The sequence below is a fragment of the Glycomyces sp. NRRL B-16210 genome (assembly GCF_000719515.1).
Classification (GTDB): Bacteria; Actinomycetota; Actinomycetes; order Mycobacteriales; family Micromonosporaceae; genus Glycomyces.
In genome coordinates, this window is record NZ_JOGR01000008.1 from 1 (window position 1) to 24,867 (window position 24,867).

A 24,867-nucleotide genomic window follows, 5' to 3' on the forward strand; every position below is an offset into this window, starting at 1 on the left:
GTCACACCCGGTCCCATTCCGAACCCGGTCGTTACGGCTTCCAGCGCCGATGGTACTGCACCCGAGGGGGTGTGGGAGAGCAGGACACCGCCAAACATGAACATGAGAAGGGCCTCCACCAGTAGGTGGAGGCCCTTTTGCATATCCTCACGCGCACAATGAAAAGAGGCCCCACCGAATGGTGGGGCCCTTTTCGTATGTCCTATTGCGCAAGGTTCCTTGGCAGGGCTAGCGGCCCGCCGCAGAGCGGTCCGGCCTAGACGTACGGGCCTTCGAGGTGTTCGCCGGCGTGCTGGCGGTACCAGAGGCCCCGGTAACAGCGCCACGGTTGCGGGCGTAGCTGCGTCGGGGCGAAGATCTGCTCCAGGAGGCGGCGGGCCTCCAGGAAGAAGTCGAGGCGCTCGTCAGGGGCCGCGATGTGCTGGGGCGAGTCGTCCACGGGCGATTCGGCCGGGAGGATCGTCAGCGAGGGCCACATAGTGGTCTGCTCGGCCAGAGGCAGCAGCCAGGCGCGCATCTCGTCGAGCGGTTCGCTGCCTACGGTGTACGTGAACGAGGTGCGGTGGCCGGCCTCGCGGGCCGCGGCCAGGATCTCCGAGAGGCGCTCCGACTGGCGGCTCGCCGGCGGGACCAGGGGGTCCGCGGCGGCGGCGTCGTCAGGGACGGACGGCTCGGCGGTTTCGACGGTGCCGTCGTCTTCGAAGGTCTCGGTGGTCAGGAACAGCAGGACCGGGCCGACCTTGTCGGCGAGCTCCGCGAACGCGGGCTTGCTGCGCAGCGCCGGGGTCAGGACGCCCAGCGTGGTCGTCTCGGGAAGGCCCTCGGCGGTCATCGCCTCGCGGACGGCCGTGAGGTGCTCGACGACGAGCGCTTCCTCGTTGGCCCCTCCGGCGGAGAGCGTCACCTCGTCGAACAGGTGCGGCTCGTCCTCGGAGAGGTCGGATGCCAAGGCCTGCAACAGGTCCCGGTAGCACTTCACGAGGTCGGACTCGTCGGTGGCGTTCTGAAGGAGCAGCGTCGCGGCCGTGCCCTCGGCGCGCAGGTAGCCGCGGACCTCTTCGCCGGGTTCGGCTTCGATGATCTCGGCGACCGGGGTGCCGTCGACGCACAGTTCGCTCAGGCCGTGCTGCGGCGAGGAGGGGTCGACGTGGGCGCGGAGGCTGAACGGCGAGGTCGCGCGGTCGGCCGGCAGGACCAGCATGAACTCCTCGTCCTCGGAGTTCAGGCGCAGGCGCATGCCCTCGGTGTTGTTGCCGCGCAACCCGTACAGGTTCAGCGCGATGAGCAGGAGCTCGCTCCACTCGAGGTCGTGGCGGACGGCGAGACGCCGCCACCGGTGCACCGTCGACGAGATCGGCCCGGCTGAGTCAGCAGGCAGTGTTGGCTCTTCCATGACCAGTCCCGATCTTTCCTCTCGTCCCCACCGCGGTCACTCCACGGTACAAGAGACTTGGGTGTACCGGTGGACGCGGTCCGCCTCTATGCTATTGCTAGTTCACGGTTCGCGAGCCCCACGGAGGGTGTGCGTCGGGAGACATTCACTTCGTGTCGCTGCCCGGCAGGCGATCCGGGTCCCGTGGGAGTGCGCGATCACATCGCGCTCCCGCCCGCCGTCCGCCGCGAACCGTCGTCGAGCCGTTGTCCCCCGAGCGATCCGGAGTCGGGAATGAGCGATGCCGCCAATCTGTCCGACCCTCCGTCCCCGCGAGCGCAGGGGCGGGTCCTCAAAGCGGTCGCGAAGACCTGGCCTGGGTTCATCTCGGGCGCCGTCGAGAGCCGCGCCCGCGAGCTGATCGAGGCCGAGGCGTACGGGGAGGCCGCGGACGTGCTCGACAAGGGCATCGAACGCTACGGTGCCGAGTCCGTCTCGCAACTGCTGCTCGCGTGGTGCCTGCACATGGCCGGGCGCCAGGAGGACGCTCTGGCCTGGGCACTGCGGGCCATCGAGGAGGAGCCGGAGAACGCCGACGCGCACTGGCTGCGCGCCAACACCCTCTTCGAGCTGGAGCGGCCCGAGGAGGCCGCGGCGGCGCTGTGGCAGGCCGTCGAGCTGACCTCGGACAACGGCCAGTACTACATGCAGTTGGCATGGTTCCGCTACGAGGACCAGGAGTTCGTCAAGACCCGGGAGCTGGTGGAGATGGCGGTCGAGCGCGCGCCCGGCGACCCCTGGGTCCACCACACGGCCGGGCGGATCTACGACCACCACCTGCGGCACAAGCTCGCGCAGGCCCATTACGAGCGGTCGCTCGAACTCGCCCCGGACGACCTCGCGGTGCAGTGCGACCTGGCCGAGCTCCTGCAAGCGCGGGGGCGGTTGAGCTCGGGGACGCGGGTCGCGCAGGCGGCGGCCGCCGCCTCGCTGACCGAGGACCGCGCTCGGAACGACGCGGTGGAGCCTGCCGACGTCTACGAGGCGACGCTGCGGCGGTGGTCGTGGCGGTGGTTCGAGTGGGCGCTGCGGGCGGCGCTGCTGCTCAACATCGTCGACTGGATCTTCCCGACCCCCGCGCTCCTCGGCGCGGTCCTGGCGGGCGTGCTGGCGGTCGCCTATGCGGCGGCCTGGGCGCGGTCGCTGATCGTGCTGCCGGCGCGGTGCCGCCGCGACCTGGTCGCCGCGGGTCGGCGGGGGCATTTCGCCGGCGCCGCAGTGGGGACGCTGGCGGTGCTCGGCGGGGTCGCCGCGATGCTGATCGGCGAGTTGAACGCGTTGCAGCACTTGGGGGTCCTGGCGGCGCTCGTCGTCGCTTACGTCGGATGGTTCTGGCGGGCGGCGAGGATCTCGAGCGCCACGTGGGAAGGCCTCCCTTCGGCGGCGTGATCGTCGGTGGCGGCTCACTACTAGCCGCGCGGCAAGGTAAGCTTCCTGACCATGCCGGACCTGCGGTCCGGCCCGATCCCGATTCCCGCGCGGGCCGCAATCTGGTCCGCCGGACGCGCAGAAGGAGGCCCCGTGGTCGATCAGGGTGTGGTCTGTTCGGTCGATCCGCTCGTCAGCGGCATCGGACGTGAAGTGCTCGCGAACGGCGGCAACGCCGTGGACGCCGCGATCGCGGCCGGTGCGGCCCTGACCGTCGTGGCCCCGCACCTGTGCGGGCTCGGCGGGGACCTGTTCGCGCTCGTGCACGTGCCCGGTGAAGCGACCCCGGCGTACCTCAACGCCTCCGGTCGGGCCGGCTCCGGCGCCGACCCCGAAGGGCTGCGGGCCGAAGGGCACACCGCGATGCCGTTCCGCGGCGACCTGCGCTCGACCACGGTGCCCGGCTGCGTCGACGGCTGGTTCGCCCTGCACGAGCGGTACGGGACCCGGCCGATGGCCGAGCTGCTCGCTCCGGCGGTGAAGCTGGCGTCGGGCGGCTGGCCCGCGACGGCGATGCTCGCCAAGGCCGGGGCGATGGTGGAGGGCGTCGAAGGCGCCGAAGACCTGGTCGGACTCGAAGCGGGGGCCACGGTGACGCGCGAGCGGACCGCCGCCGCGCTGCGGGCGATCGCCGAGGGCGGCCGGGACGGGTTCTATCTCGGCGACTTCGGCCAAGGCCTCATCGAGATGGGGAAGGGCCTGTTCAGCGAGGCCGATCTGGCAGCGTCCCAAGCGGACTGGGAAGAACCGCTGAGCGTCGAGGCCTTCGGGCACCGGGTGTGGGCCGCCGCGCCGAACTCGCAGGGGTACCTGCTGCTGCTCGCGTTGGCGATCGCCGACCGGCTCGACCTGCCGGTGGACGCGGGCGACCCGCTGTGGGCGCACTACCTGGTGGAGGCCGCGCGGCAGGCCGGGTACGACCGGCCCGAGCGCTTGTTCGAGGGCGCGGACGTGTCGGACCTGCTCGCGGCCGCCGTCGAGCGGGCGGCGCGGATCGAGCCGGATCGCAGGGCCGAGGTGCCGGTGCACCAGGCCGCGGGCGGGACGACCTACATGGCGGTGCTCGACGGGAACGGCATGGGCGTGTCGTACATCCAGTCGAACGCGGCCGGGTTCGGGACGTGGCTGTTCGAGCCGCGCACCGGGATCGGCCTCCAGAACCGCGGGACCGGGTTCAATCTGGCCGTGGGCCACCCGGCCGAGTTCGGGCCGGGGAAGCGCCCGCCGCACACGCTGGTGCCGGCGCTGGTGACGCGGCCGGACGGGTCGCTGCGGCTGGTGGCGGGGACGATGGGCGGCGACTCGCAGCCGCAGATCGTCTCGCAGCTCATCGCGCGGGTGCTGCACGGCGGGGAGTCGGTGGAGGCGGCCGTGGCCGCGCCGCGGTGGCGGCTGCACCCGGGGGAGACCGGGTTCGGGACTTGGACGGGCGTGTACGACATCGACGTGGAGCTGGAGGCGGGCGCCCCGGAGGCGTGGAGCGCCGGGCTGGCCGAACGCGGGCACGCCGCGGTGTGGGCGGCGGCCGGGAGCGGTTTCGGGCACGCGCATCTGATCGAGGTCGACGAGAACGGCCACGTCGAAGGCGCGGCCGACCCGAGGGCCGAGACGGGGCAGGCGGCGTACGCGCCGAACTAGCGGAGCGACGCGGCCAGCGGGTCCGTGACCCGCAGGGGGTCGTGGCCCGTGGCCCTTGCCCCCGGCTCCGTCCGGGCTGTCGGACCCCGGCGGTACCGTCGGGGCGAATATCGGAATCTCGAGAGGACCTGACCAGTGCCCGAGTCGATGCGGCTCACCGATGCGCGGCGGATCGCCCTTTCCGCTCAACTGCGGCCCAAGGCCACCCGCTTCAAGACCGTCCTCGAACGGCTCGGGTGCATCCAGCTCGACACCATCTCCGCGGTCCGCCGCGCCCACGAGCTGACGCTCCTCTCCCGCGACCTCGACGTCCTGGAGGCCGCCCGCAGCCTCGACCGCCGCCGCACCCCCGTCGCCTTCGAGTACTGGGCCCACGCCATGTCGCTCCTGCCCGTCTCCGCCTGGCCCTACCTCGCCCGCCGCCGCCGCGCCTGGCGCGAGCGCTACCCCGACGACTCCCTCGCCGTCGCCGAAGCCGAAGTCCTCGCCCTCCTCGCCGAGCGCGGCGCGATCACCGTCTCCGACTTCCCCTCCGGTGCGATGCACCGCGCCCTCGGCACCGGCAACATGGGCGACAGCTGGAACCACCGCACCGACCACAAGCACGCCGTCGAGCGCCTGCTCTGGTTCGGCGAGGTCGCCTGCACCCACCGCATCGGCTTCAAACGCGTCTACCAGCTCGCCGAGCGCGCCATCCCCGCCGAGCACCTCTGGGACGCCGACGACGAGGCCTGCCTGCGCTACATGGTCACCACCGCCCTGCGCAACCTCGGCGTCGCCACCACCAAGGACGTCGCCGACTACTTCCGGCTCAAGATCGCCGACACCGACCGCGTCCTGCGCGACCTGGAGATCGAACAGGTCGCCGTCGAAGGCTGGAAGGGCCGCGCCTGGCTCGGCCCGCAGGTGCGCCGCAGCCGCGTCACCGGCGCCGAACGCGCCGTCGCCGTATCGATGTTCGACCAGCTCGTGTGGCTGCGCGAGCGCATGGAGCGCCTGTGGGGGCACGGCTGGAAGATCGAGATCTACGTGCCCGAGCCGCAGCGGACCTTCGGCTACTACTGCCTGCCGATCTTCGTCGGCAGCGACCTCCCCGGCCGGGTCGCTCTGCGCCGCAGCAAAGGCGAACTCGTGGTCGAGGCCGCCCAATGGGACGACGCCCGCGCCGACCGCGAGCACCTGCACGCCGCCGTCGACCGCGTCGCCTCCTGGGTCGACGCCGAAGTGCGCTGGCAGGCGGCCGTCTAGGACCGCCGCATCCTTCCCCCGGCACGAGGGGTCCGCCGGGATTGTTCTCGCCGAGAACGAGACCGCTCTTCTCCGGACGCGACGGAGGGCCCTCCTCGCGGAGGGCCCTCCTCTGATTCGCTTCCCGAGCTAACTCGTGACGAGCGTCAGGCCCCACGTGGACAGGGCCGGTCCGATCGGCTGGAAGTAGGTCGTCCCGCCGGTGCGGCAGTTCCCGGAGCCGCCCGAGGTCATGCCCTGGGCGCTGTTGCCGGTGATGAACGAGCCGCCCGAGTCGCCGGGTTCGGCGCACACGTTCGTGCGGGTCAGGCCGCGGACGGTGCCCTCGGCGTAGTTGACCGTCTGGTTGAACGCCTGCACGGTGCCGCAGTACCAGCCGGTGGTCGAACCCGAGCGGCAGATCGACGAGCCGACGGCCGCCTGGCTCGAGTTGTAGACGTACCGGGTGCCCGAGTACATGTTCACCTGGTTGTACAGGGGCTCGCTGGCGCCCACCGAGACCCAGGCGGCGTCCGAGCCGGGGAAGACCGAGGCCTGGAAGGTGCCGGGCGCGGCTTCACCGGAGGTGACGCGGTTGCCCACCGAGCCGCAGTGGCCGGCGGTCACGAACCCGGGGGTCGAGCCGCGGCGGACCGCGAAGCCCACCGAGCAGCGCCAGGAGTTCTCGATGATGTACGAGTCGCCGCCGCGCACGTAGAACGTCTGGGGCGCATCGGCTTCGGCGTCGACGGTGACGAGCGCCGGGTCGATGCCGGAGGCGGCGACGATCTGTTCGGCGACCGCGCTGTCGGCGGTCTCGATCACGAGGGTGTTCTCGGCCAGGTCGATGTAGTGGCCGTAGTGGCCCTCCACCGCCAGGTGGTCGAGCGCACCCGCGGCCGCTTCGAGCGTGGCGAGGTCGTGGTCGACGAGGATGGGAGTGGCGCCTTCGGCGCGCAGTTCGTTGACGTCGGACGGGTCGGTCGTGGCGACGAAGATCTCGTCGGCGGCCTCGGAGACCCACAGGCCCGCATAGGAGTCCTCGATGGACTGCGGGATCTCTTCGAGCAGGTCGGCCGCGACGGATTCGACCGCGAGGCGGTCGTACGCCTGGGATTCGGTGAGGTCGAACGTCTCGGCGAGCTGGGTGATGAGGCCGGGGGAGACGTTGCCGGTGAGTTCGGCCCTGGCCTCGGCGGCCTTGGCGTCGAGGATCTCGGCGGACGCCGGGGTGGCGGCGGTGCCGAGGATGAGGGTGGTCACGAGTGCGCTGGCGGCGGTGACCGCAAGTGCGCGTTGGCGTTTCATCTGATGTGTGCCTTTCGGGTGAGGGCATCGACAGCCGACGGGGAGGCGACTGCCACGGCCTGGCGCACCGGTTCCGACGGTTGTTTCCCGCCGGCTTCGGTGAGCTGGGCCATACAAGGAGATTAGAGCCAAAACGATAAAAGTTAAAGATGTAAGTAATTCAGTGAATATCGGTCTAAGTGGTGTGTTGTTTCAGGAATGCTAACGAGACCCTTCAACCACAGTTTCCAGCCGAAAATGGACGCCGCTCCGCGATGGGGCGGCGTCCATTCTCGAATGCTCCTAGCGGAAGGCGGCGGCGTGCTCGGCCGCCCAGTCGGCGAAGCCGCGCGCCGGTCGGCCGGTGACCTCCTCGACCGTGCCGACCACGGTCTTGCCCTCTTCGGGCGTGTTCCCCAGGGCCTCGATGAGGAAGGCGACCATGTCCTCGCCCATGCCCTGCGAGGCCCAGCGCTCGCGGGCCTCGTCCACGGTGAGCTCCACGAACTCCAGGTCCGTGCCGATCGCCTCGCCCAGGATCCGGACCTTGTCCTGGATCGGGAGGGCCTCGGGGCCGGTGAGGAGCAGCGTGGCGCCGTCGTGGCCGCCGTCGAGCAGGACCTTCGCGGCGACCGCGCCGATGTCGGCCGGGTGCACCATCGCGCTGACGCGGTCGCCGAAGGGCTCGCGGATGACGCCTTCGGCCTTGACCGCCTCGGCCCACCACATGAGCGTGTTGGACATGAACTCGACGGGGTGGAGGAACGTGGTCTCGATGGCGCCGGCGGTGAGGGCCTGTTCGAGGTCGCCTTCGGCGCGGCCGCCGAGGACGGTGGCACGGCGCACGCCCGCGCCCTCGGCGAGGGCCACGATCGCGGCCGCCTCGGGGAGCGGCGCGTACTGCTCGCCGGCGAAGTTGATGAAGTGGACGGCGTCGACGTCCTTGAACGCGTCGGCCAGGGTCTCGGGGGAGGAGAGGTCGCCGACGGCGACTTCGACGCCTTCGGGAAGCGCGGCCTGGGGATCGCGGGTCAGGGCGCGGAGCTCGACCTCGGGGTCGAGGGCGGCGAGCTGCTCGATGACGTTGCGGCCGACGGTGCCGGTGGCGCCGGTGATCAGGATGCGCATGGGTTCTCCTCGAAAACATGGAACGGAATGACTTGTTCCGAGTATAGCAGAGCGGAACGATCCATTCCAATACTGGGGTCTCAGGCCTCCCTCGGATCGCCCGCCGTGACCAGTCCCGTCTCGTACGCGCACACCACCGCCTGCGCCCGGTCCCGCAGCCCCAGCTTCGCGAAGACCTTCCCCACGTGCGTCTTCACCGTCTGCTCCGACACGAACAGCGCCGCCGCGATCTCCGGATTCGACAGGCCCCGCGCGATCAAGCGCAGCACCTCCTCCTCGCGCGGCGTCAGCGCGTCGAGCTTCGCCGACCGCCGCAGCGCCGGCCGCGCCTTGAAGCACTCCTCGATGAGCCGGCGCGTCACCGAAGGCGCCAGCAGCGCGTCGCCCGCCGCGACCACCCGCACCGCCGCGATCAGGTCGTCCGGCGGCGCGTCCTTGAGCAGGAACCCGCTGGCGCCCATGCGCAGCGCCTCGTACACGTAGTCGTCGATGTCGAAGGTCGTCAGCATGAGCACCCGCGGCCGCCGCTCCTGCGGACTCGACAGGATCCGCTTCGCCGCCTCCAGGCCGTCCATGACCGGCATCCGCACGTCCATGAGCACCACTTCGGGGCGCAGCCGCGAGGTCTCGGTCACCGCCGCGACCCCGTTCTCGGCGTCGCCGACCACCTCCAGGTCCGCTTGCGCGTTCAGCAGCGCCGCGAACCCGGCGCGGACCATCGCCTGGTCGTCGGCGACGAGCACCTTGATCGTCACGGGGTCTCCTCTGCGGTGGAACGGGTCTCGACCGGCAGCGCCGCGAACACGCGGAAGCCGCCCTCGGCGGTCGGGCCGGTCTCCAGTGTGCCGCCCTCCAGCGCGACCCGCTCGCCCATGCCGACCAGCCCCAGCCCCGAACCCCGCGGCACCGCCGCGACCGCGCTCCCCGGAGGCGGCCCGTTCGACACCGCGACCGTCACCACGGCGCTCTCCTCGGCCGCGACCACGACCGAGGTCGACGCGCCCGGGGCGTGTCGCACCACGTTGCTCAACGCCTCCTGCACCACCCGGAACACCGTGAGCGCCACCGTCTCCGGCAGTTCCTCGGGCAGCTCGACCACGTCCAACGCCACCGGCGTTCCGGCCCGGTTCACCGACTCGACCAGGCCCCGCAGGGCCTCCGGCCCCGGCTGCGGCTCCCGCGCGCCCGCCTCGTCCTCGCTGCGCAGCACCCCGAGCAGGCGCCGCATCTCCGCGAGCGACTCGCGCGCCTGGTCGCCGATCGACCGGAACTCGGCCTTCGCCTCCCCGTCCAGGCCCGCGAGCCGGTACTCGGCCGTGGACGCCTGCACCGCGATCACCGACATGTGGTGCGCCACGATGTCGTGCAGCTCCCGCGCGATCCGGGTGCGCTCCTCCAGCAGGCGCCGCCGGTGCCGCTCGGTCTCGGCGACCTCCTCCTTCTCGGCCAGGCGCGCCCGCCCCTGCCTCCAGATCCGCACCGTCAACCCGATGAGGAACGCGAACGCGCCCAGGACCGCGCCGAGCGCCAGGTTGTCCGAGGCCGGGTTCGGGTTCACGGCGGCGCTGAGGTCCGGCGTCGGGCCGTACTGGAGCGCGTTCGCCCCGATGAACAGGTACGACAGCCAGGCGAGGATGCCGACCCAGAACCGGCGGTCGCGGCCCAGCGCGAACAGGACCAGGTAGAGCGCGAACAGGTTCGCGGTCGTCAGGGGCCACGGCTGCGAACCGTCGACCGTCGCGGCGGACATGGTCGCCGCGAGCGAGGCCATGACCAGCAGCCACGCCTCGACCGGCCGGAAGCGCGCGAGGACCACGGCGGCGCCGGTCGCGAAGGCGGGGAACACGCCCCACGGGATCAGGTAGTCGACCCGGAGCATGTGGTTCTGGATCGCGAACATGCCCAGCCCGAACGGGACCGAACCGGGCCCGATCAGCGCGAGCGTGGTGGTGAAGCGCCACCGCCAGGCGCCGTCGCCGGCCGGGCCGGTCGCGATCAGGTAGCTGACGACGACGCGGGCGGGCGAGGTCCGCGACGGCTGTTGTGCGTTCACCGCTCCAACTTAGGCCGCCTCCGGCCTGCGCGGCCTCACCCCTCAGTACGGCTCGCGGGCCCGGTTCTCACCCCTGGGTATGAGGGCCGATTCCACGCCTCGGCTTGAGGGAAGGGGACTTTCCCGGAACCTACCGTTCGCCACATGATGCGAACCCTGTTCCGAAGCCGCCCAGCGGAAGTGACCGCGATGGCCGCGGTCGCCGCCAGCCAGGCGGGCTTCGCCGTGATGCACCTGACCCAGTACGAGGCGGTCGACGCCGTCGCCGTTCCCGTCTCCGCATATGCGCTGACCTGGCCCGGGATCGTCCTGTTCCCCGCCTCGGTCCTGAGCCTGGCGCTCGCCTGCGCGATCCTCGCCGGGCGCGGGATCGGCCTCGCCCGGGAGGGACTCGCCCGGTTCCTGCTCGGGGCGACGGCCGTCATGCTCGTCGCTGCGGCCGTGTTCCGCACCGGCACGCCCGAGACCGGCCTCACCCCGGGGGCCCAGATCCACCGCTACAGCGCCGGTGCCGCGTTCGTGCTCCTCACCGTGGTCGCCGGGTTGTGCGCGGCGCGGATGAAGGAGGCCAAGGCGCCGGACTGGGTGCGGCGGGGGACCTGGGGCGCGACCTGGTTGGCGGCGCTGATGTTCGTGACGACGGCGTTGAACACGTTCCTGCCCGACCTCGCGGGCGGCGGCGACTGGCGGGGGATTCCGCAGCGGGTGCTGCTGGTGGCGCTGTCGGCGCTGGTGTGGATCCTCGTGGCGAACTCGAGCCGGGCCACGATCCGGGTCCCGGCAGCGGCGCCAGAGGTCGTTCCGGCCCTGGCCGGAGCGCGGTCGTGAACGCGCGGAGTCCGAACGGAGCCCGGTCGTGAAAGCGACGCGGCGCTGGCGGGCGGCGGTGGCGCGGGTCCGGCTGTCACTGGGACGCTGCGGCGACCTGCGGCGCGGCAGGGTAGACCGGCCGCTGTTCCGCTGTCCCGAGGACCCGCCGCCGGGCCCGTCGTTCGGCAGCTGGTTCTTACGGAGCTCCGAGGAATCGCGGTGCAGGCGTACGAGGAGCGGGCCTCGAAGCCGATGCGAGCGCATCGTGCGACGTCCGGCCCGGCGGTGAGCCGGGCCGGAATCGCGTCAGATCGTGTCGGCGTACTGCTCGAAGGTGTCCGAGCCGCCTTGGAACAGGGTCAGGGCCTCTTCGAGGCGGTCCTTCGCCTGCTGCCACTGCGACAGCGCCTCGCCGGGCAGTGAGCTGCCGGTGTCCTGGGTCGCCGCGGTTCCCGCCCCGATCGCGCCGTCCGCCTGCGACTGGGCGCCGCCGACCGCGCCCATCGCCTCCTGGACCTGCTCGATCGCGCCCTGGATCTGCGCCTTGATCTCCGCCGTGCTCGCCATGCGCGTCCCCTCGCCTCAAAAATCGCCTGCCACCGCTCACCCTAGTTGAGGCGTTGCGCCGCAACGGGCTGCGAAACCGGCCCGCGCGTCGGCCGGGGAGGGTTCTGCGGGTCGGTGATCGGGAATCCGGGGATTGTCGGGCTCGGGGGACATAATCTGCGGGAACCTGCTCTGGAGGATTCCATGACCGCTTCCGATCCGATCACCGACGACCTGGTGCGGACCTTCGACGAGGTCTTCGACCGGGCCGTCGCCCGCCTCGCCGGGACCACCGAGGAGGAGTACCTCTGGGAGCCCGTCGACGGGTGCATGACCGTCCGACCCTCCGGTGACCGCTTCCGGGCCGACCCGGTCCCGCCCGAGGACCCGGTGCCCGCGCCGTTCACCACGATCGCCTGGCGCACGTGGCACATCGGCGCCGACTGCCTGCGCGGCTACCTGCGGTTCTTCGAGGGCGAACCGGGCGGCGGCGACCCGCTGGCGTGGCCTGGCACTCCCGAAGCGGGCGTCGAGGCCATGGCCGAGGACTGGTCCCGGTTCCGGGCCCGGCTCACCGGGCTCGGCGACGAGCGGCTCATGCAGCCGATGGGCGCCCTCGGCGGCCCCTACGGCACCGAGACCTACCTCAAACTGGGCCTCCACGCCCTCGACGAGGTCGCCCACCACGGCGCCGAGATCGGCGTCATCCGCGACCTCTACCTGCACCGATCCGCTACCCGGTGACGGCTGAGGCTTGTCGCGATGACCGGACCGCCTCGATGCGCTGCGTTACGCGCGCCAGTAGGCCAGGGCGTGGACCCGCTGCTTCGGGAGGCCGAGTTCCTTGCGCGCGAACGCGGCCAGCGCCCTCGTGCTCTTCGCTTCCGCCGCGACCCATACGTAGGGGTTCGCGGTCGCTTCGAGCAGTCCCGGCAGTTCTTCGCGGACCCGCTTCACCAGGGCCTCGCCCTGGTCGTCTCGGGCGATCTTGCGCAGGTCGTGGCGCTCGTCCGTCCTGAAGGGAAGCTCGTCGTCGTCCGCGGTCTCGAACCAGATCGTCGCCGGTGTCTCGGGGTGGGCGTCGAGCAGGGAGTTGATCGCCGGGAGCGAGGCGGCGTCGCCGACGATGAGGAGGCGTTCGGGCGCGGGGTCGAGCGGTTCGAAGCCGGTGCCGTACACCGTGGCCTGGATGGTCTCGCCGGGCTCGACGGTTCTGGACCAGTCGCTGGCGATGCCGTCGTGCAGCGCGAATTCGATCGCGAACGCGCCCTGCTCCGGGTCGGGGTCCACAAGGGTGTATCCGCGCTGGTGGGGTTTGCCGTCGTCGTCGAACCACAGGCGGACCCACATGGTCGGGTGCAGGGGGAGTTCGGCCAGCAGTCCGCCGTCGGTGAAGGTCAGGCGCCGGTAGTGCTCGGTCACCTGCTCGGCGCCGGTCACGGTGAACTTGAAGTCCTTGGCGCGCAGCAGTTTGAGGACTGCGCCTTCCCAGCCGTGGCCCATGCGCGGCCCCTCCTCGAAATATGAGCGAACGTAATCTTAGGTTAGACTAACCTAATTATGAGCTTCATCTGCTACCGGGACGCCTGGGGAATCCCGCATCTGAAGGCCCCCGACCCCCTCGCTCTCGCCTACGCCCAAGGCTGGAACGCCGCCGCCGACCGCGCGTGGCAGTTGGAGAACGCCCGCCGCCGCGCCGCCGGGACCGCCTCGGCGATCATCGGCGAGCGCTGGCTGCACTGGGACCGCCTCGCCCGCCAGACCGGCATCGTCGACACCGCCCGCGCCGCCTTCGAGGCGCTCGACGACGCGACCGCCGACTGGGTCCGCGCCTACGTCGACGGCGTCAACGCCGCCATGCCGCGAGGCGCCGCGCTCGCCCCCGAACTCGGCCCGGCCTCGGCCACCGGGGTCACCCCGGAGCCTTGGGACCCTTGGACACCGCTCGCGATCTGGCACTCCGAGCACCTGCTGTTCGGCGCGGGGTTCCCCGCCAAGTTCTGGCGCGAGCGCGTGCGCGAGACCCTGGGGGAGGAGGCGGTCGACAGGTTCGCCATGGACGGGCCCGAGCCCGTCGGCTCCAACGGCTGGCTCGTCGACGGCTCCATGACCGCCTCGGGCGCCCCGCTCGTCGCCGGGGACCCGCACCGGCTCATCCAGCTTCCCGGTGCCTACCAGCAGATCCGACTCTCGTGCGACGAGTTCGACGTGGTGGGCCTGGCCGTCCCCGGCATCCCTGGGATCGCCCACTTCGGACACACAGGTTCGGTGGCCTGGGGCATCACCAACGCCATGGCCGACACGCAGGACCTCTACCGCGAACGCTTGCGGCGCAACGCGGACGGCTCGGTCGAAGCGTTCGGGCCCGACGGTTGGGAGCCTGCGCGCTCCTGGACCGAGGCCATCGACGTGGCCGGTGGAGCGACGCATACGGTCGAGGCCGTCGCCACCGCACGGGGGCCGATCGTTGCCGAAGGCCCCGACGAGGCGCTGAGCCTCCGCGGCCCGGTGCAGGCCGTCGCGGACCTCGGGTTCGCCGCGCTGCCCCGGCTGCTCCGCGCCGCCACGGTCGCCGATGTCGATGCGGCCCTTGACTCCTGGGTCCTCCCGGTGAACGTCGTCATGGCCGCCGACACCGCCGGCGGGCTCCTCCACCGCATCGCCGGGCGCGTGCCCGACCGCGACCCCGCGAACCTCCGCCACCCGGTCCCCGCCTGGGAGGCCGAACATTCCTGGCGCGGCTGGAAGCCCTTGCCGCGCACCGAAGTCGACCGCATCGCCGTCATGGCCAATGAACGCGACCTCGCCGCGCCCCTCGGCGTCGAGTTCTGCCCGCCCCACCGGGCCGACCGCATCCGCGCCCTCCTCGACACCCGATCGGACTGGACCGCCGCGGCCATGGCCGCCGTCCACGCCGACACCTACCTCCCCAGCGCCGGTGCCCTGCTCGACCCCCTCGCGAAACTCGACCTCGACGGCCCCGCCGCCGCGCTGCGCGACCGCCTCACCGCCTGGGACCGCCGCATGGACGCCGGCAGCGTCGAGGCCGCCGCGTTCGCCGCGCTCCGCAACGCGTTCATCCGCCGCCTCGCGGCCCTGCCCTCCTTTGCGGCCCTTGCCGAACCGTCCGGCCACCCCGTGATCTTCGCGCCCTGGCTCGCCCTGCTGCCCCGCATCGGCTTCGCCCTCCCGCACGCGCTCGAACTCGTCGCACCCGAAGAGCGCGACGAGGCCCTGCGGGCCGCCGCGGCAGAGGCCGCCGCCGAGCCTGCGCTCACCTGGGGCGAGGCGCACCGGCTCGAACCCTGGCAGGACCTCCCGTACGGCGTTCCCTGGCCGGAGGCGCTGGCGGGCAACGCGGGCGACGCCGACTGCGTGCTCGCGACCTCCGGCGCCCCCGGCGTCGGCGACCACTTCTCGCGCGGGCCGGTCGCCCGCTGGGTCTGGGACCTCGCCGACCGCGAGCGGAGCCGATGGATCGTCCCCTTCGGCGCCTCGGGCCCGCCCGGACCCCACCACGACGACCAGTTCCCGCTGTGGCAACGCGGCGAACTCGTCCCTGTAGTCACCGATTGGCAAGAGCTGCAAGAGGAGTACCGCATGATCGACCGACCCGCCGTCTTCGAGCGGAAGGTGGAGGGCTTCGGCACCGTGGCCCTCGTCCCCGTCCACCCGGCCGAGGACCTCGATCTCATCTACGGGTGGGTCACCGAGGAACGGGCCCGGTTCTGGGGCATGACCGAGCATTCGCGCGAGTACGTCCAGGAGATCTACGAGTACCTCGCCGCCCTCGAGACCCACCACGCCTACCTGGTGCTGCGCGACGGCGCGCCCATCGCCCTGTTCCAGACGTACGAGCCGGAGGCCGACCCGGTCGGCGAGTGCTACGCGGTCGAGCCCGGCGACATCGGCTCGCACCTGCTCATCGCCGCCGCCGGGGACCGGGTGACGCCCGGGTTCACCGGCCGGCTCATGACCTTCCTCAGCAGCTTCCTGTTCGCCGACCCCTCGCGGAAGCGGATCGTCGCCGAACCCGACACGCGCAACGAGCAGGCCCGGGCCCGGTTGCGGCGCACCGGCTTCACGCTCGGCCCGGAGATCGAGCTGCCCGAGAAGACCGCCCGGCTGGCGTTCCTCAGGCGCGAGGACGTGCCCTTCCCCCTGCTGTAAGGGATCGCGGCCGCGGAGTGCGGCCCTCGGCGCGAGGCCGAGGGCCGCGCCTGGCGTTCGGCGCCACCGCAGTCCAGGTCCCAATCTCGGGCTGCGGGCCGCCCAACTCCCTCGCCAGGCCGCGGTCCGCCCCGGCGAGACGCCTCTGTCGATCCCCTTGCGCTGCGGGCGAAGGCGACTCGACCCGGTACGGCTCGAATCCGGCCTTGTGGGACGGCGTTCTCCGGGCCAGTCTAAGCAGGGCGATCGATTACGGTCAATGGTTTGCCCTAACTTCGGATCAATTTATTTCATGACTTGACATAACTCGGGTCGCGGTCCTAACCTGACCCGAACCATCGAGTCCGATCGATACGCCGGACCGCCCTTCGAAGGGACCGCAAGCGTGACCACTGACCAACCCCCCACCACCCCTCGCGCAGCGCTCAGCCGCCGTGACCTCATGCGGGCCACCGGCATCGGCCTGGTCGCGTCCCCCGCCCTGGCCGCCTGCGGCCGCGGCTTCGGCGGCGGAGGCGACGACGCGGGCGACGGCGTCACCCTCAACATGGTCTGGTGGGGCGACGCCACCCGGGCCGAGAAGACCCAGGCCGCCCTCGACCTGTTCATGGAGGCCAACGAGGGCGTCTCGATCAAGATCGAGTACCAGGACTCCGGGCCCTACCAGGACAAGCTCGCCACGCGCTTCGCCGCCGGCGACGCCCCCGACCTCATGGCGATGCGCATGGACAGCCTGCGCGAGTACGCCGACCGCGGCGCCCTGCTCGACCTCAACGAGTACTCCGGCGCGATCGACCTCAGTGGACTCAGCGACAACGCGTCCACGCTCGCCGAAGTCGGCGACAGCGTCTTCGGCGTCCCCGCCGGGCTCAACGCCATCGGCTTCGTCGTCCGCAAAGATCTCGCCGAGCAGTACGGCGTCGCCGTCCCCGACGGCGACACCTGGAGCTGGGAAGACCTGGCCGCCTTCGCGAAAGGCATCACCGACGCCAGCGACGGCGCCGTCTACGGCACCGGCTTCGAAGCCCAGACCCTCGCCAACATCGTCGTCTACACCCGCCAGAGGGGCGAGGACTTTTTCACCGAGGCGGGCGAACTCGGCGTCACCGCCGCCACGGTGCAGGCCTGGTTCGAACTCATCGGCGGGATGCGCGACGAAGGCGGGTTCCCGCCCGCTGGGTTCTTCGAGCAGATCGGCGGCTCCCCCGACCAGTCCTACATCGCCCAGGGCAAACTCGCCTCGCAGATCATCCCGACCAACAACTTCCTGGGCTACAACGCCGCCTGCGGCGGCAACCTCGCGCTGCTGCGCATCCCCGGCGAGACCCAGGGGACGCGCCGCGGCCAGTCGATCGACTGCCCGCACCTGTGGTCGGTGGCCTCGGCGTCCGCGCACCCCGAGGAGGCGATCCGGCTGCTCGACTTCCTCACCAACGACCCCGAGGCCTCGCTCGCGACCGGCACCACCCGCGGGGTCCCCGCGAACGCGTCGGTGGCCGAGGAGATCAAGGACTCCCTGGAGCCGGACGACCAGCTCGCCACCGACTACCTCATCGCCCTCCAAGGCGAGGAGCTGCCCCGCTCGTTCACCTATCCGCCGGGCGGCAGCGCCGTCTTCGACTTCCTCGACGCGATCGCCGTCGAGGTCGAATTCGGGAGGCAGAGCCCCGCCGACGGGGCCGCGCAGTTCATCGAACAGGCGAAACAGGCGATCGCGGGGTGATCACCTCCACCGAAGCCGCCGTCATGCCGGAGGCGGTCGCAGCGCCGGCGCGGCCCCCGAGGGGGCCGCGCCGGCGGGCGAGGCGGGACCGGGCCGGCTACCTGTTCCTGCTGCCGTGGTTCATCGGGATGCTCTTCACGATCGTCCCGTTCTTCGCCTCGCTCTACCTGGCGTTCACCGACTACGACCTGCTCAGCTCGCCGCAGTGGATCGGGCTGGCGAACTTCGCGGACATGTTCCGCGACCCGGTGCTGCTCAAGTCCCTCAAGGTCACCTTCGTCTACACGTTCGTCTCGGTGCCTTTGTCGCTCGCTGCCGCGCTCGCGGTCGCGATGGTCCTCAACCGCGGCATCAAGGGGCTGCCGGTCTACCGGGCGGTGTTCTACCTGCCCTCGCTGCTGGGCGCGAGCGTGGCCGTGGTCCTGTTGTGGCGCTACATCTTCGGCCTCGACGGGATCGTCAACGCCTTCCTCGGCTGGTTCGGGATCGACGGCCCCGCCTGGACCTCGGACCCCGACTTCGCGCTGACGACGCTCATCATCCTGCACATCTGGACGTTCGGCTCGCCCATGGTGATCTTCCTGGCCGGGCTGCGGCAGATCCCGGTCATGTACTACGAGGCCGCCGCCGTGGACGGGGCCTCCCGGTGGCGCCGGTTCCGCTCGATCACGCTGCCGCTGCTGAGCCCCATCATCTTCTTCAACCTGATCCAGTCGATCATCGCCTCGTTCCAGACGTTCACGCAGGGGTTCGTCATGAACAACGGCGGCGGCGGACCGGCGAACTCCACATTGTTCTACAACCTGTACCTGTACCAGCAGGGCTTCAACCAGTTCAACATGGGCTACGCCTCGGCGATGGCCTGGACGCTGCTGGTCATCATCGCCGCGTTCACCGCCCTGACGTTCTTCACCGCCAAGTACTGGGTCAACTATGACAACTGAGGTCCCTCCCATGTCGACGACCGCGAAGACGCCGCGGGCCAAGGACCGCTCCGAGGACGACAGCCTCGTCGAGCGCTTCGGCAGCACCCGCCGCAGCCGCTTCACCCGGCACCTGCTCTTGTGCGCGGTCGGCCTGGTCATGATGTACCCGCTGCTGTGGCTCGTCTCCAGCTCCCTCAAGCCCAACGGCCTGATCTTCTCGGACCTGTCGCTGTGGCCGGCGGCGTGGAACCCGGCGAACTACACCGAGGGCTGGACGGCCCTGGAGTACGACTTCGGCGTCTACTTCTCCAACTCGCTGGTCATCGTGACCCTGAGCATCATCGGGAACCTCTTCTCGTGCTCCCTCGCGGCGTACGGGTTCGCGCGGCTGAAGTTCACCGGCCGCAAGCTGTTCTTCGCGCTCATGCTCGGCACGATGATGCTCCCGGGCCACGTGCTGCTCATCCCGCAGTACATCCTGTTCGCCAAGCTCGGCTGGCTCAACACCTACTACCCGCTGCTGGTCCCGAACTTCCTGGCCACCAACGCCTTCTACATCTTCCTGATGGTCCAGTTCATGCGCTCGCTGCCGCCGGAGCTCGACGACGCCGCCCGCATCGACGGGTGCGGCCCGTTCCGCACCTTCTGGAGCGTCATCCTGCCGCTGTGCCGCCCGGCGTTCGCGACCACCGCGATCTTCACGTTCATCTCGGTGTGGAACGAGTTCTTCGGGCCGCTGCTCTACCTGACCGACCCCGAGCTGTACACCGTCCCGCTGGCGCTGCGCCAGTTCATCGACTCCGAAGGCCAGTCGCAGTGGGGCCCGATGTTCGCCATGTCGGTCCTGTCGCTGGCGCCCATCATCGGCTTCTTCATCGCCGGGCAGAAGTACCTGGTGAAGGGCATCGCCACCACCGGGCTCAAATGACCGGGCCGCAACCGACGAACGGGAGACCCTTGCAGCACTTCAGCTCCGACAACGGCGACGGCACCTACCGCAACCCGGTCCTGCACGCCGACTGGTCCGACCCCGACGCGATCCGCGTCGGAGCGGACTACTTCATGACCGCGTCGAGCTTCCACCGCGTCCCGGGCCTGCCGATCCTCCACAGCCGCGACCTCGTGAACTGGACGATCATCGGCCACGCGCTCACCGGGCTCGAACCCGAGGCCGAGTTCGCGGCCCCGCAGCGCGGCGGCGGCGTATGGGCCCCGGCGCTGCGCCACCACGCGGGCCGGTTCTGGATCGTCTACCCCGACCCCGACCGGGGCCTGTTCGTCACCACCGCGAAGGACCCGGCCGGGCCCGCCTCGACCGGGACCCGTGAACTGACGTGGACGCGCCCGCACCTGCTCAAGGGCGGCACGGGACTCATCGACCCCTGCCCCCTGTGGGACGAGGACGGCAGCGCGTACCTCGTGCACGGCTGGGCCAAGAGCCGCGCCGGGATCAACAACCGGCTCACCGTCCACCGCATGAACTTCGAGGCCACCGAGCTGCTCGACGAGGGCACCGTCGTGATCGACGGCGACGACCTCCCCGGCTACCGCACCCTCGAAGGCCCCAAGTTCTACAAGCGCGGCGGCTGGTACTGGATCTTCGCCCCGGCCGGCGGCGTCGCCCACGGCTGGCAGTCCGCGTTCCGCTCCCGCGACCCCTTCGGCCCCTACGAGGAGCGCATCGTCCTCCAGCAGGGCCGCACCGAGGTCAACGGACCCCATCAAGGCGCCTGGGTGACCGATGTGGACGGAACGGACTGGTTCGTGCACTTCCAGGACCGCGGCCCCTTCGGGCGCGTCGTGCACCTCCAACCCATGCGCTGGGGCGCCGACGGCTGGCCCGTGATCGGCGACCGGGGCGCGCCGGTCACCGGCGGCCCCAAGCCTTCAGGTGACGGGCCCCTCGCCGCACCGGACACCGCCGACGACTTCGCTACCGGCATCGGTCCGCAATGGACCTGGCAGGCGAACCCCCGATCCCATTGGCGCGCCGAAGGCGAAGGCCTCCGGCTCCACTGCGTCCCGGGCGGCACCGACGACCTCCGGCACCTGCCGAACCTCCTCGGCCAGCGCCTCCCCGGGCCCTCCTGCGCCGCCACGACCACGCTGCGCCTCGACGACCCCGCCCCCGGCGCCCGCGCCGGCCTCGCCGTCGTCGGCGACACCTACGCGTGGATCGGCCTGGAGCGCAGAGGGAACGGCGTGCACCTGGTGCACCGCGTCGCCGACGCCGAAGGCCACGAACGCGACGCGGCCCCCGCGGTGCCGGTCGATCCGAACGTTCCCGTGACGATCGGCGTGGACGTCGACGCCGAAGGCAATTGCCGCTTCCTCACCGGCGCCCCGGCGCAGCGGGTCGGCCCGGTCTTCCCGGCCACCGCGGGCCGCTGGGTCGGGGCGGCCCTCGGCCTGTTCGCGACCGGCGAATCCGGCCTCGCCGCGTTCACCGCGTTCGAGGTCGCCGAGAGCCGAGCGGGTGACCATGAATGACCGGGCCACCCTCGTCCAGCCGCTCCACCTGCGGCTCGGCGGCCGCGCGGTCGCCGAGTACGTCTGGCGGCCCGACCTGCCGCGCACCCTCTCGCCGCGCCCGTTCCTCCATCCCGTGCGCACCCTCGCCGGGGTCGAGGTCACCGAGGCCATGCCGCCGGACCACCCGCACCACCTCGGCGCGAGCCTCGCCGTGCCCGACGTCGGCGGCGCGAACTTCTGGGGCGGGCGCACCTATGTGCGCGGCACCGGATCGGTGCCGCTGCCGAACCACGGCGTCCAGCGACACCACCGCTGGGAGGCCCGCACCGACGCGCTGCTCGCGCACGAGCTGCGCTGGAGCCGCGTCGACGGGACCGCGATCCTGCGCGAGCGGCGCCGCATCGCCGCGCGTGAGGTCGACGGCCGCGCCTGGGCCCTCGACTTCCGCTACGCCTTGCAGAACCTGACCGAGGAGGCGCTGGTGATCGCGAGCCCGGCCGCCAAGGGCCGCACCGGGGCCGGCTACGGCGGGTTCTTCTGGCGGGCCCGCAGAGGAGAACGCACCGTGCGCGTCCTCGGCCCCGGTCGCAGCGGGGAGGACCGGCTCCACGGCGCCCGCGCCGCCTGGCTCGCCCTCAGCGCCCACGGCCGCGACCCGTGGACGCTCGTGTTCATACCCGATGGGGCACAAGGCGACCCGTGGTTCGTGCGCGGGGACGACTACGTCGGCGTCGGGCCGTCCCTGGCCTGGTCGCAGCCGCTCGCGGCCCCTCCCGGGGCGGGCCCGCGGCGGCGCATCACCACCGTCGTAGCCGACGGCGCACTCGATGCCGCGGCGATCGAAGACCTGGTGGCAGCCGTCGAGGTGGGCTCCGAACCCCGTGAGGCTTGAGCGCGGACCATGGGGATATATCCGGTACGATCCGGTGAAGCGCCGGTGACGGCCGCAGGATGGGGAGGCGCGATGGGGCACTCCGACACGGCCCGCTCGACGGTCGCACAGCGGCCGCCCGACACCGTGCGCCTGCGCGTCGGCGGCCGCGAGGTCGCGAACTACGTCTGGCGCTCGCAACTGCCCGCCTCGTCCTCGCCCCGCCCCTACCTCCACCCGGTGCGCACCCTCGCCGGATGCCTCGTCACCGACGCCCGGCCCCACTCGCACACCCACCAGCTCGGCATCTCGATGGCCGCCCCCGACATCGGCGGCCGCAACTTCTGGGGCGGGCGCACCTTCGTCGCCGGGCACGGCCCGGCCTGGCTCGACGACCACGGGACCCAGCGGCATCGGCGCTGGCTCCACCACACCGACGAATCGCTCGCGCACACGCTCCAATGGGTCGACGCCGAGGGCGCGGCGGTGCTGCGCGAGCGCCGCGAGATCGACTGCGCGCCTTTGCGGGACACGGCCTGGGTGCTCGGGTTCAAGACCCGCCTGGCGAACGCGACCGAGCGGCCCTTGACGATCCGCAGCCCGGCCGCGCTCGGGCGTGTCGGGGCCGGTTACGGCGGGTTCTTCTGGCGCGGACCGGCCCGGACCCAACGCGTCCGGGTGCTCAGCCCGACAGGATCGGGGGAGCGCGAGGTCAACGGCGCGACCGCGGCGTGGGTCGCCGTGTCCGGCGCGGACCGCGAAGGTCGCGAATGGACGATGCTGTTCCTGCCGGCGGACGCGGCGACCGAGGCCGACCGGTGGTTCGTGCGCGCCCGCGACTACCTGGGCGTCGGCTCCTCGCTGACGTGGGACCGCCCGCTGGTGCTCGATCCGGGCGCCCGGATCGAGCGGCATATCCTCGCGGTCGTGGCAGACGGGGCGCTCGACGAGGACGCGGCCGGGGCACTCGCGGCCGCGGCGCGGCCGGCATGAGCGAGGACCGCGGCGGGGGCGACCGCACTGCCCACGGCGGCAAGGGTTCGCAGCGCGGTGACGCATGGAGCGACCGCACCGGCCCGGACCTCCCCGCCCGGGGCGGCGACCCCGCCCGCCAGGAGCGGCTGCGCTCGATCAACCTCGAACTCGTGTTCCGGCGGCTCGTCGCCGCGGCGGAACCGGTCTCGCGCACCGAACTCGCCGCCGCGACGGGTCTGACGCGGCCGACGATCACGCGGATCGTGGACGAGCTGATCACCGGTCGGCTCGTGACCGAGACCGGCACGACCCCTGCCGGGCGGGCCGGTCGCCCGCGCATGGGCCTCCAGCTCTCCCGCAGCGGACCGGCCGGGCTCGGACTCGACATCCGCACCGACGGCCTGGCCGCGTGCGTGGTCGATCTGGCGGGCACGGTGCGCCATCTCGCGTTCGCGCCGCTGATCGACCCCGAGGCGCCCGCGGTCCTGGACCGGTTGGACCGCATGGCGACCGAAGCGGTCGAGGCGACCGCCCGCGAGGGGCTGACGGTGGTCACCGCGACGCTCGCCGTCCCCGGGCCGACCGACGGCGGGATCGTGCGCACCGCGCCGGCGCTCGGCTGGCGCTCGGTGGACGCGGGTGCGCTGCTGGAGGAGCGGATCGGGCACCTCGGCCTCGTCTGCGCGGTCGACAACGAGGCGAACCTCGCTGCGCGCGGCGAACGCCACGCCGCCCGCAGGGCCGCGAGCGAAGCGCCGGGGGACTTCGGCGGTGCCGAATCCGTTGAGGACTTCGTCTATGTCTCAGCAGGTCTCGACATCGGGGCGGGGATCATCCTCGACGGCAGGCCCATGCGCGGTTCGCACGGTTGGGGAGGCGAGCTCGGGCACCTCACGGTCGACCCGGACGGGAAGCCGTGCCGGTGCGGCGCGCGCGGGTGCCTCCAGACGTACGCGAGCATCGAGGCGATCCTCGGGGAGGAGGCCGTCCCGGCCGGGGTCACGCCGGACGCGGCAGTCTTGGCGCGAGCGGACGCGGGCGACCCCGAGACCCTTGCGGCCCTTGAGGGTGCGGCGCACGCGCTCGGTGTCGCGCTCGCGAACGCGCTCAACCTCCTCGACATCGACACGGTCCTGTTGGGAGGGAGCTACGCGGTGCTGTCCTCGTGGCTGCTCGCGGGCGTCGAGGCCGAGGTGAACCAGCGCGTGCTCTCGGCGGCATGGGCCCCGATCACGGTGCGGCCCGCGACGCTCGGCCCCGACGCGGCCGCGATAGGCGCGGCGGCGATGGTGGTGGACTGGATCGGTGCCGATCCGTCCGCCTGGCTCGCCGCGCAGCGTTGAGCGGGGCGAAACCGCCACGCGCCCAACCGGGGCGATCGGCCACGGCGGCAGGGAGTGTGCGGCGGGTCGCGGGTGGTGAAGCGTGGCGGCGATGGTGAGGGACTGGATCGGTGCTGACCCGTCCGCCCAGCTCGCCGCGCAGCGTTGAGCGGCGCGAAACCGCCACGCGCCCAACCGAGGTGATCGGTCGCGGCGGCAGGGTGCGGCGGGCGAAGAAACTCAGCGGTCGGGGAAGTCATGCGCGACGACGCGCGGGCCGAGCGCGACGCGAAACCTCGGCACCCTCTGGCCCGCAAGCCGGACCACCGAGCGCCCCGCCGCATTCGGGCGGCGGAGCGCTACGAGTCGTGTCCTACTGCTTCGTGCACATGAGGACCACGGTCGAGTCGGTCGACAGCACCGTCCCCGGCTCGGGTTCGACCTCGACGACCGACCAGTTCGACATCATCAGCACGACGGTGTCCTCCTTGTCGACCGAGCCGAGCGTGATGTTCGTGAAGCCCAGCGCCCGCAGCTCGTCGTAGGCGATCGCGGCGTTCTTCCCGACGAGGTCGGGAACCTCCGCCTCGGCGGCCTCGGCCGACTCCTCCGCAGCGGTCGCCTCCTCTGCGGCCGTGGTCTCCTCGGCGGGCGCGGGGTCGTCACCGCCGCCGCTCGAACAGGCGATGATCAGGGCGGCCACGGCGGCGACCGCCGACCAGCGCGCGAGGCGCATCGGGGTGCGGGTGCGGTCCATCAAGACTCCATTTCGGTCGGTTGCCGGGGAACGTGGTGGGGACACGTCGCGCGAGCCGGACCGGTTGCGGCCGCAGCGTGCCGTGTCCGCACACCACTCGAT

Annotated in this window: 21 protein-coding genes and 1 rRNA gene; 14 read left to right on the forward strand and 8 right to left on the reverse strand. The window is 71.8% G+C overall.

Annotated features, from left to right (window positions below):
- Positions 1 to 96, forward strand: a 5S ribosomal RNA gene (gene rrf, locus IF12_RS24145); the annotation flags it as partial.
- A 160-nt stretch (positions 97 to 256) separates the two neighbouring features.
- Here the strand turns inward: rrf and IF12_RS0112535 are convergent.
- Complete coding sequence (locus IF12_RS0112535; RefSeq protein WP_133884165.1) at positions 257 to 1,393, reverse strand: hypothetical protein; 1,137 nt, start codon at positions 1,391 to 1,393, stop codon at positions 257 to 259.
- Between the two features lie 273 nt (positions 1,394 to 1,666).
- Here IF12_RS0112535 and IF12_RS0112540 point away from each other — a divergent pair, with 273 nt between their 5' ends.
- The 3 genes from IF12_RS0112540 (at position 1,667) to IF12_RS0112550 (ending at position 5,746) form a co-directional block, all read left to right on the forward strand.
- On the forward strand, positions 1,667 to 2,821 hold the full coding sequence (locus IF12_RS0112540) for a tetratricopeptide repeat protein (protein ID WP_030158635.1): 1,155 nt from the start codon (positions 1,667 to 1,669) through the stop codon (positions 2,819 to 2,821).
- A 132-nt stretch (positions 2,822 to 2,953) separates the two neighbouring features.
- On the forward strand, positions 2,954 to 4,498 hold the full coding sequence (locus tag IF12_RS0112545) for a gamma-glutamyltransferase family protein (RefSeq protein ID WP_030158637.1): 1,545 nt from the start codon (positions 2,954 to 2,956) through the stop codon (positions 4,496 to 4,498).
- Positions 4,499 to 4,633: 135 nt separating this feature from the next.
- Positions 4,634 to 5,746, forward strand: a complete 1,113-nt coding sequence (locus tag IF12_RS0112550; RefSeq protein WP_051704323.1) for a DNA glycosylase AlkZ-like family protein — start codon at positions 4,634 to 4,636, stop codon at positions 5,744 to 5,746.
- A 129-nt stretch (positions 5,747 to 5,875) separates the two neighbouring features.
- On the opposite strand, the gene IF12_RS0112555 is transcribed toward IF12_RS0112550, so the two are convergent.
- The 4 genes from IF12_RS0112555 to IF12_RS0112570 form a co-directional block, all read right to left on the reverse strand.
- Positions 5,876 to 7,033, reverse strand: coding sequence for a S1 family peptidase (locus IF12_RS0112555; protein WP_030158649.1), 1,158 nt, complete (start codon positions 7,031 to 7,033; stop codon positions 5,876 to 5,878).
- A gap of 282 nt (positions 7,034 to 7,315) precedes the next feature.
- On the reverse strand, positions 7,316 to 8,140 hold the full coding sequence (locus IF12_RS0112560; RefSeq protein WP_030158650.1) for an NAD(P)H-binding protein: 825 nt from the start codon (positions 8,138 to 8,140) through the stop codon (positions 7,316 to 7,318).
- A gap of 80 nt (positions 8,141 to 8,220) precedes the next feature.
- Entirely contained in the window at positions 8,221 to 8,895 is a 675-nt protein-coding gene (locus IF12_RS0112565) for a response regulator transcription factor (RefSeq protein WP_030158651.1), read from the reverse strand.
- A complete protein-coding gene (locus IF12_RS0112570; protein WP_051704324.1) occupies positions 8,892 to 10,193 on the reverse strand; it encodes a sensor histidine kinase in 1,302 nt (433 codons plus the stop codon). Before IF12_RS0112570 ends, IF12_RS0112565 begins: the two co-directional genes overlap by 4 nt.
- 144 nt (positions 10,194 to 10,337) lie before the next feature.
- Here IF12_RS0112570 and IF12_RS0112575 point away from each other — a divergent pair, with 144 nt between their 5' ends.
- Entirely contained in the window at positions 10,338 to 11,021 is a 684-nt protein-coding gene (locus tag IF12_RS0112575) for a DUF998 domain-containing protein (protein ID WP_081913548.1), read from the forward strand.
- A gap of 288 nt (positions 11,022 to 11,309) precedes the next feature.
- Here IF12_RS0112575 and IF12_RS0112580 read toward each other — a convergent pair whose 3' ends face one another.
- Positions 11,310 to 11,570, reverse strand: coding sequence for a hypothetical protein (locus tag IF12_RS0112580; RefSeq protein ID WP_030158657.1), 261 nt, complete (start codon positions 11,568 to 11,570; stop codon positions 11,310 to 11,312).
- Between the two features lie 183 nt (positions 11,571 to 11,753).
- On the opposite strand from IF12_RS0112580, the gene IF12_RS0112585 reads away from it, so the two are divergent.
- A complete protein-coding gene (locus tag IF12_RS0112585; RefSeq protein ID WP_030158658.1) occupies positions 11,754 to 12,293 on the forward strand; it encodes a DinB family protein in 540 nt (179 codons plus the stop codon).
- Between the two features lie 45 nt (positions 12,294 to 12,338).
- Here IF12_RS0112585 and IF12_RS0112590 read toward each other — a convergent pair whose 3' ends face one another.
- Positions 12,339 to 13,052, reverse strand: coding sequence for a siderophore-interacting protein (locus tag IF12_RS0112590; RefSeq protein ID WP_030158659.1), 714 nt, complete (start codon positions 13,050 to 13,052; stop codon positions 12,339 to 12,341).
- A gap of 57 nt (positions 13,053 to 13,109) precedes the next feature.
- On the opposite strand from IF12_RS0112590, the gene IF12_RS0112595 reads away from it, so the two are divergent.
- The 8 genes from IF12_RS0112595 (at position 13,110) to IF12_RS0112630 (ending at position 24,029) form a co-directional block, all read left to right on the forward strand.
- Positions 13,110 to 15,719 (forward strand): GNAT family N-acetyltransferase, encoded by a 2,610-nt coding sequence (locus IF12_RS0112595; protein ID WP_030158661.1) that lies wholly within the window; start codon positions 13,110 to 13,112, stop codon positions 15,717 to 15,719.
- Positions 15,720 to 16,104: 385 nt separating this feature from the next.
- Positions 16,105 to 17,442: an ABC transporter substrate-binding protein gene (locus tag IF12_RS0112600; RefSeq protein WP_133884166.1), complete on the forward strand. Its 1,338-nt coding sequence runs from the start codon at positions 16,105 to 16,107 to the stop codon at positions 17,440 to 17,442.
- 23 nt (positions 17,443 to 17,465) lie between these two features.
- Entirely contained in the window at positions 17,466 to 18,386 is a 921-nt protein-coding gene (locus IF12_RS0112605) for a carbohydrate ABC transporter permease (protein ID WP_030158663.1), read from the forward strand.
- A gap of 10 nt (positions 18,387 to 18,396) precedes the next feature.
- Positions 18,397 to 19,296, forward strand: a complete 900-nt coding sequence (locus IF12_RS0112610) for a carbohydrate ABC transporter permease (RefSeq protein WP_030158664.1) — start codon at positions 18,397 to 18,399, stop codon at positions 19,294 to 19,296.
- Positions 19,293 to 20,858 (forward strand): glycoside hydrolase 43 family protein, encoded by a 1,566-nt coding sequence (locus tag IF12_RS0112615; protein ID WP_051704326.1) that lies wholly within the window; start codon positions 19,293 to 19,295, stop codon positions 20,856 to 20,858. Before IF12_RS0112610 ends, IF12_RS0112615 begins: the two co-directional genes overlap by 4 nt.
- Complete coding sequence (locus IF12_RS0112620) at positions 20,851 to 21,732, forward strand: PmoA family protein (protein ID WP_051704327.1); 882 nt, start codon at positions 20,851 to 20,853, stop codon at positions 21,730 to 21,732. The genes IF12_RS0112615 and IF12_RS0112620 overlap by 8 nt, the downstream gene beginning before the upstream one ends.
- 72 nt (positions 21,733 to 21,804) lie before the next feature.
- On the forward strand, positions 21,805 to 22,704 hold the full coding sequence (locus IF12_RS0112625) for a PmoA family protein (protein WP_030158669.1): 900 nt from the start codon (positions 21,805 to 21,807) through the stop codon (positions 22,702 to 22,704).
- Positions 22,701 to 24,029, forward strand: coding sequence for an ROK family transcriptional regulator (locus tag IF12_RS0112630; RefSeq protein WP_081913549.1), 1,329 nt, complete (start codon positions 22,701 to 22,703; stop codon positions 24,027 to 24,029). The genes IF12_RS0112625 and IF12_RS0112630 overlap by 4 nt, the downstream gene beginning before the upstream one ends.
- Before the next feature lie 352 nt (positions 24,030 to 24,381).
- On the opposite strand, the gene IF12_RS0112635 is transcribed toward IF12_RS0112630, so the two are convergent.
- A complete protein-coding gene (locus IF12_RS0112635) occupies positions 24,382 to 24,765 on the reverse strand; it encodes a PASTA domain-containing protein (RefSeq protein WP_030158672.1) in 384 nt (127 codons plus the stop codon).
- Positions 24,766 to 24,867: the final 102 nt, after the last annotated feature.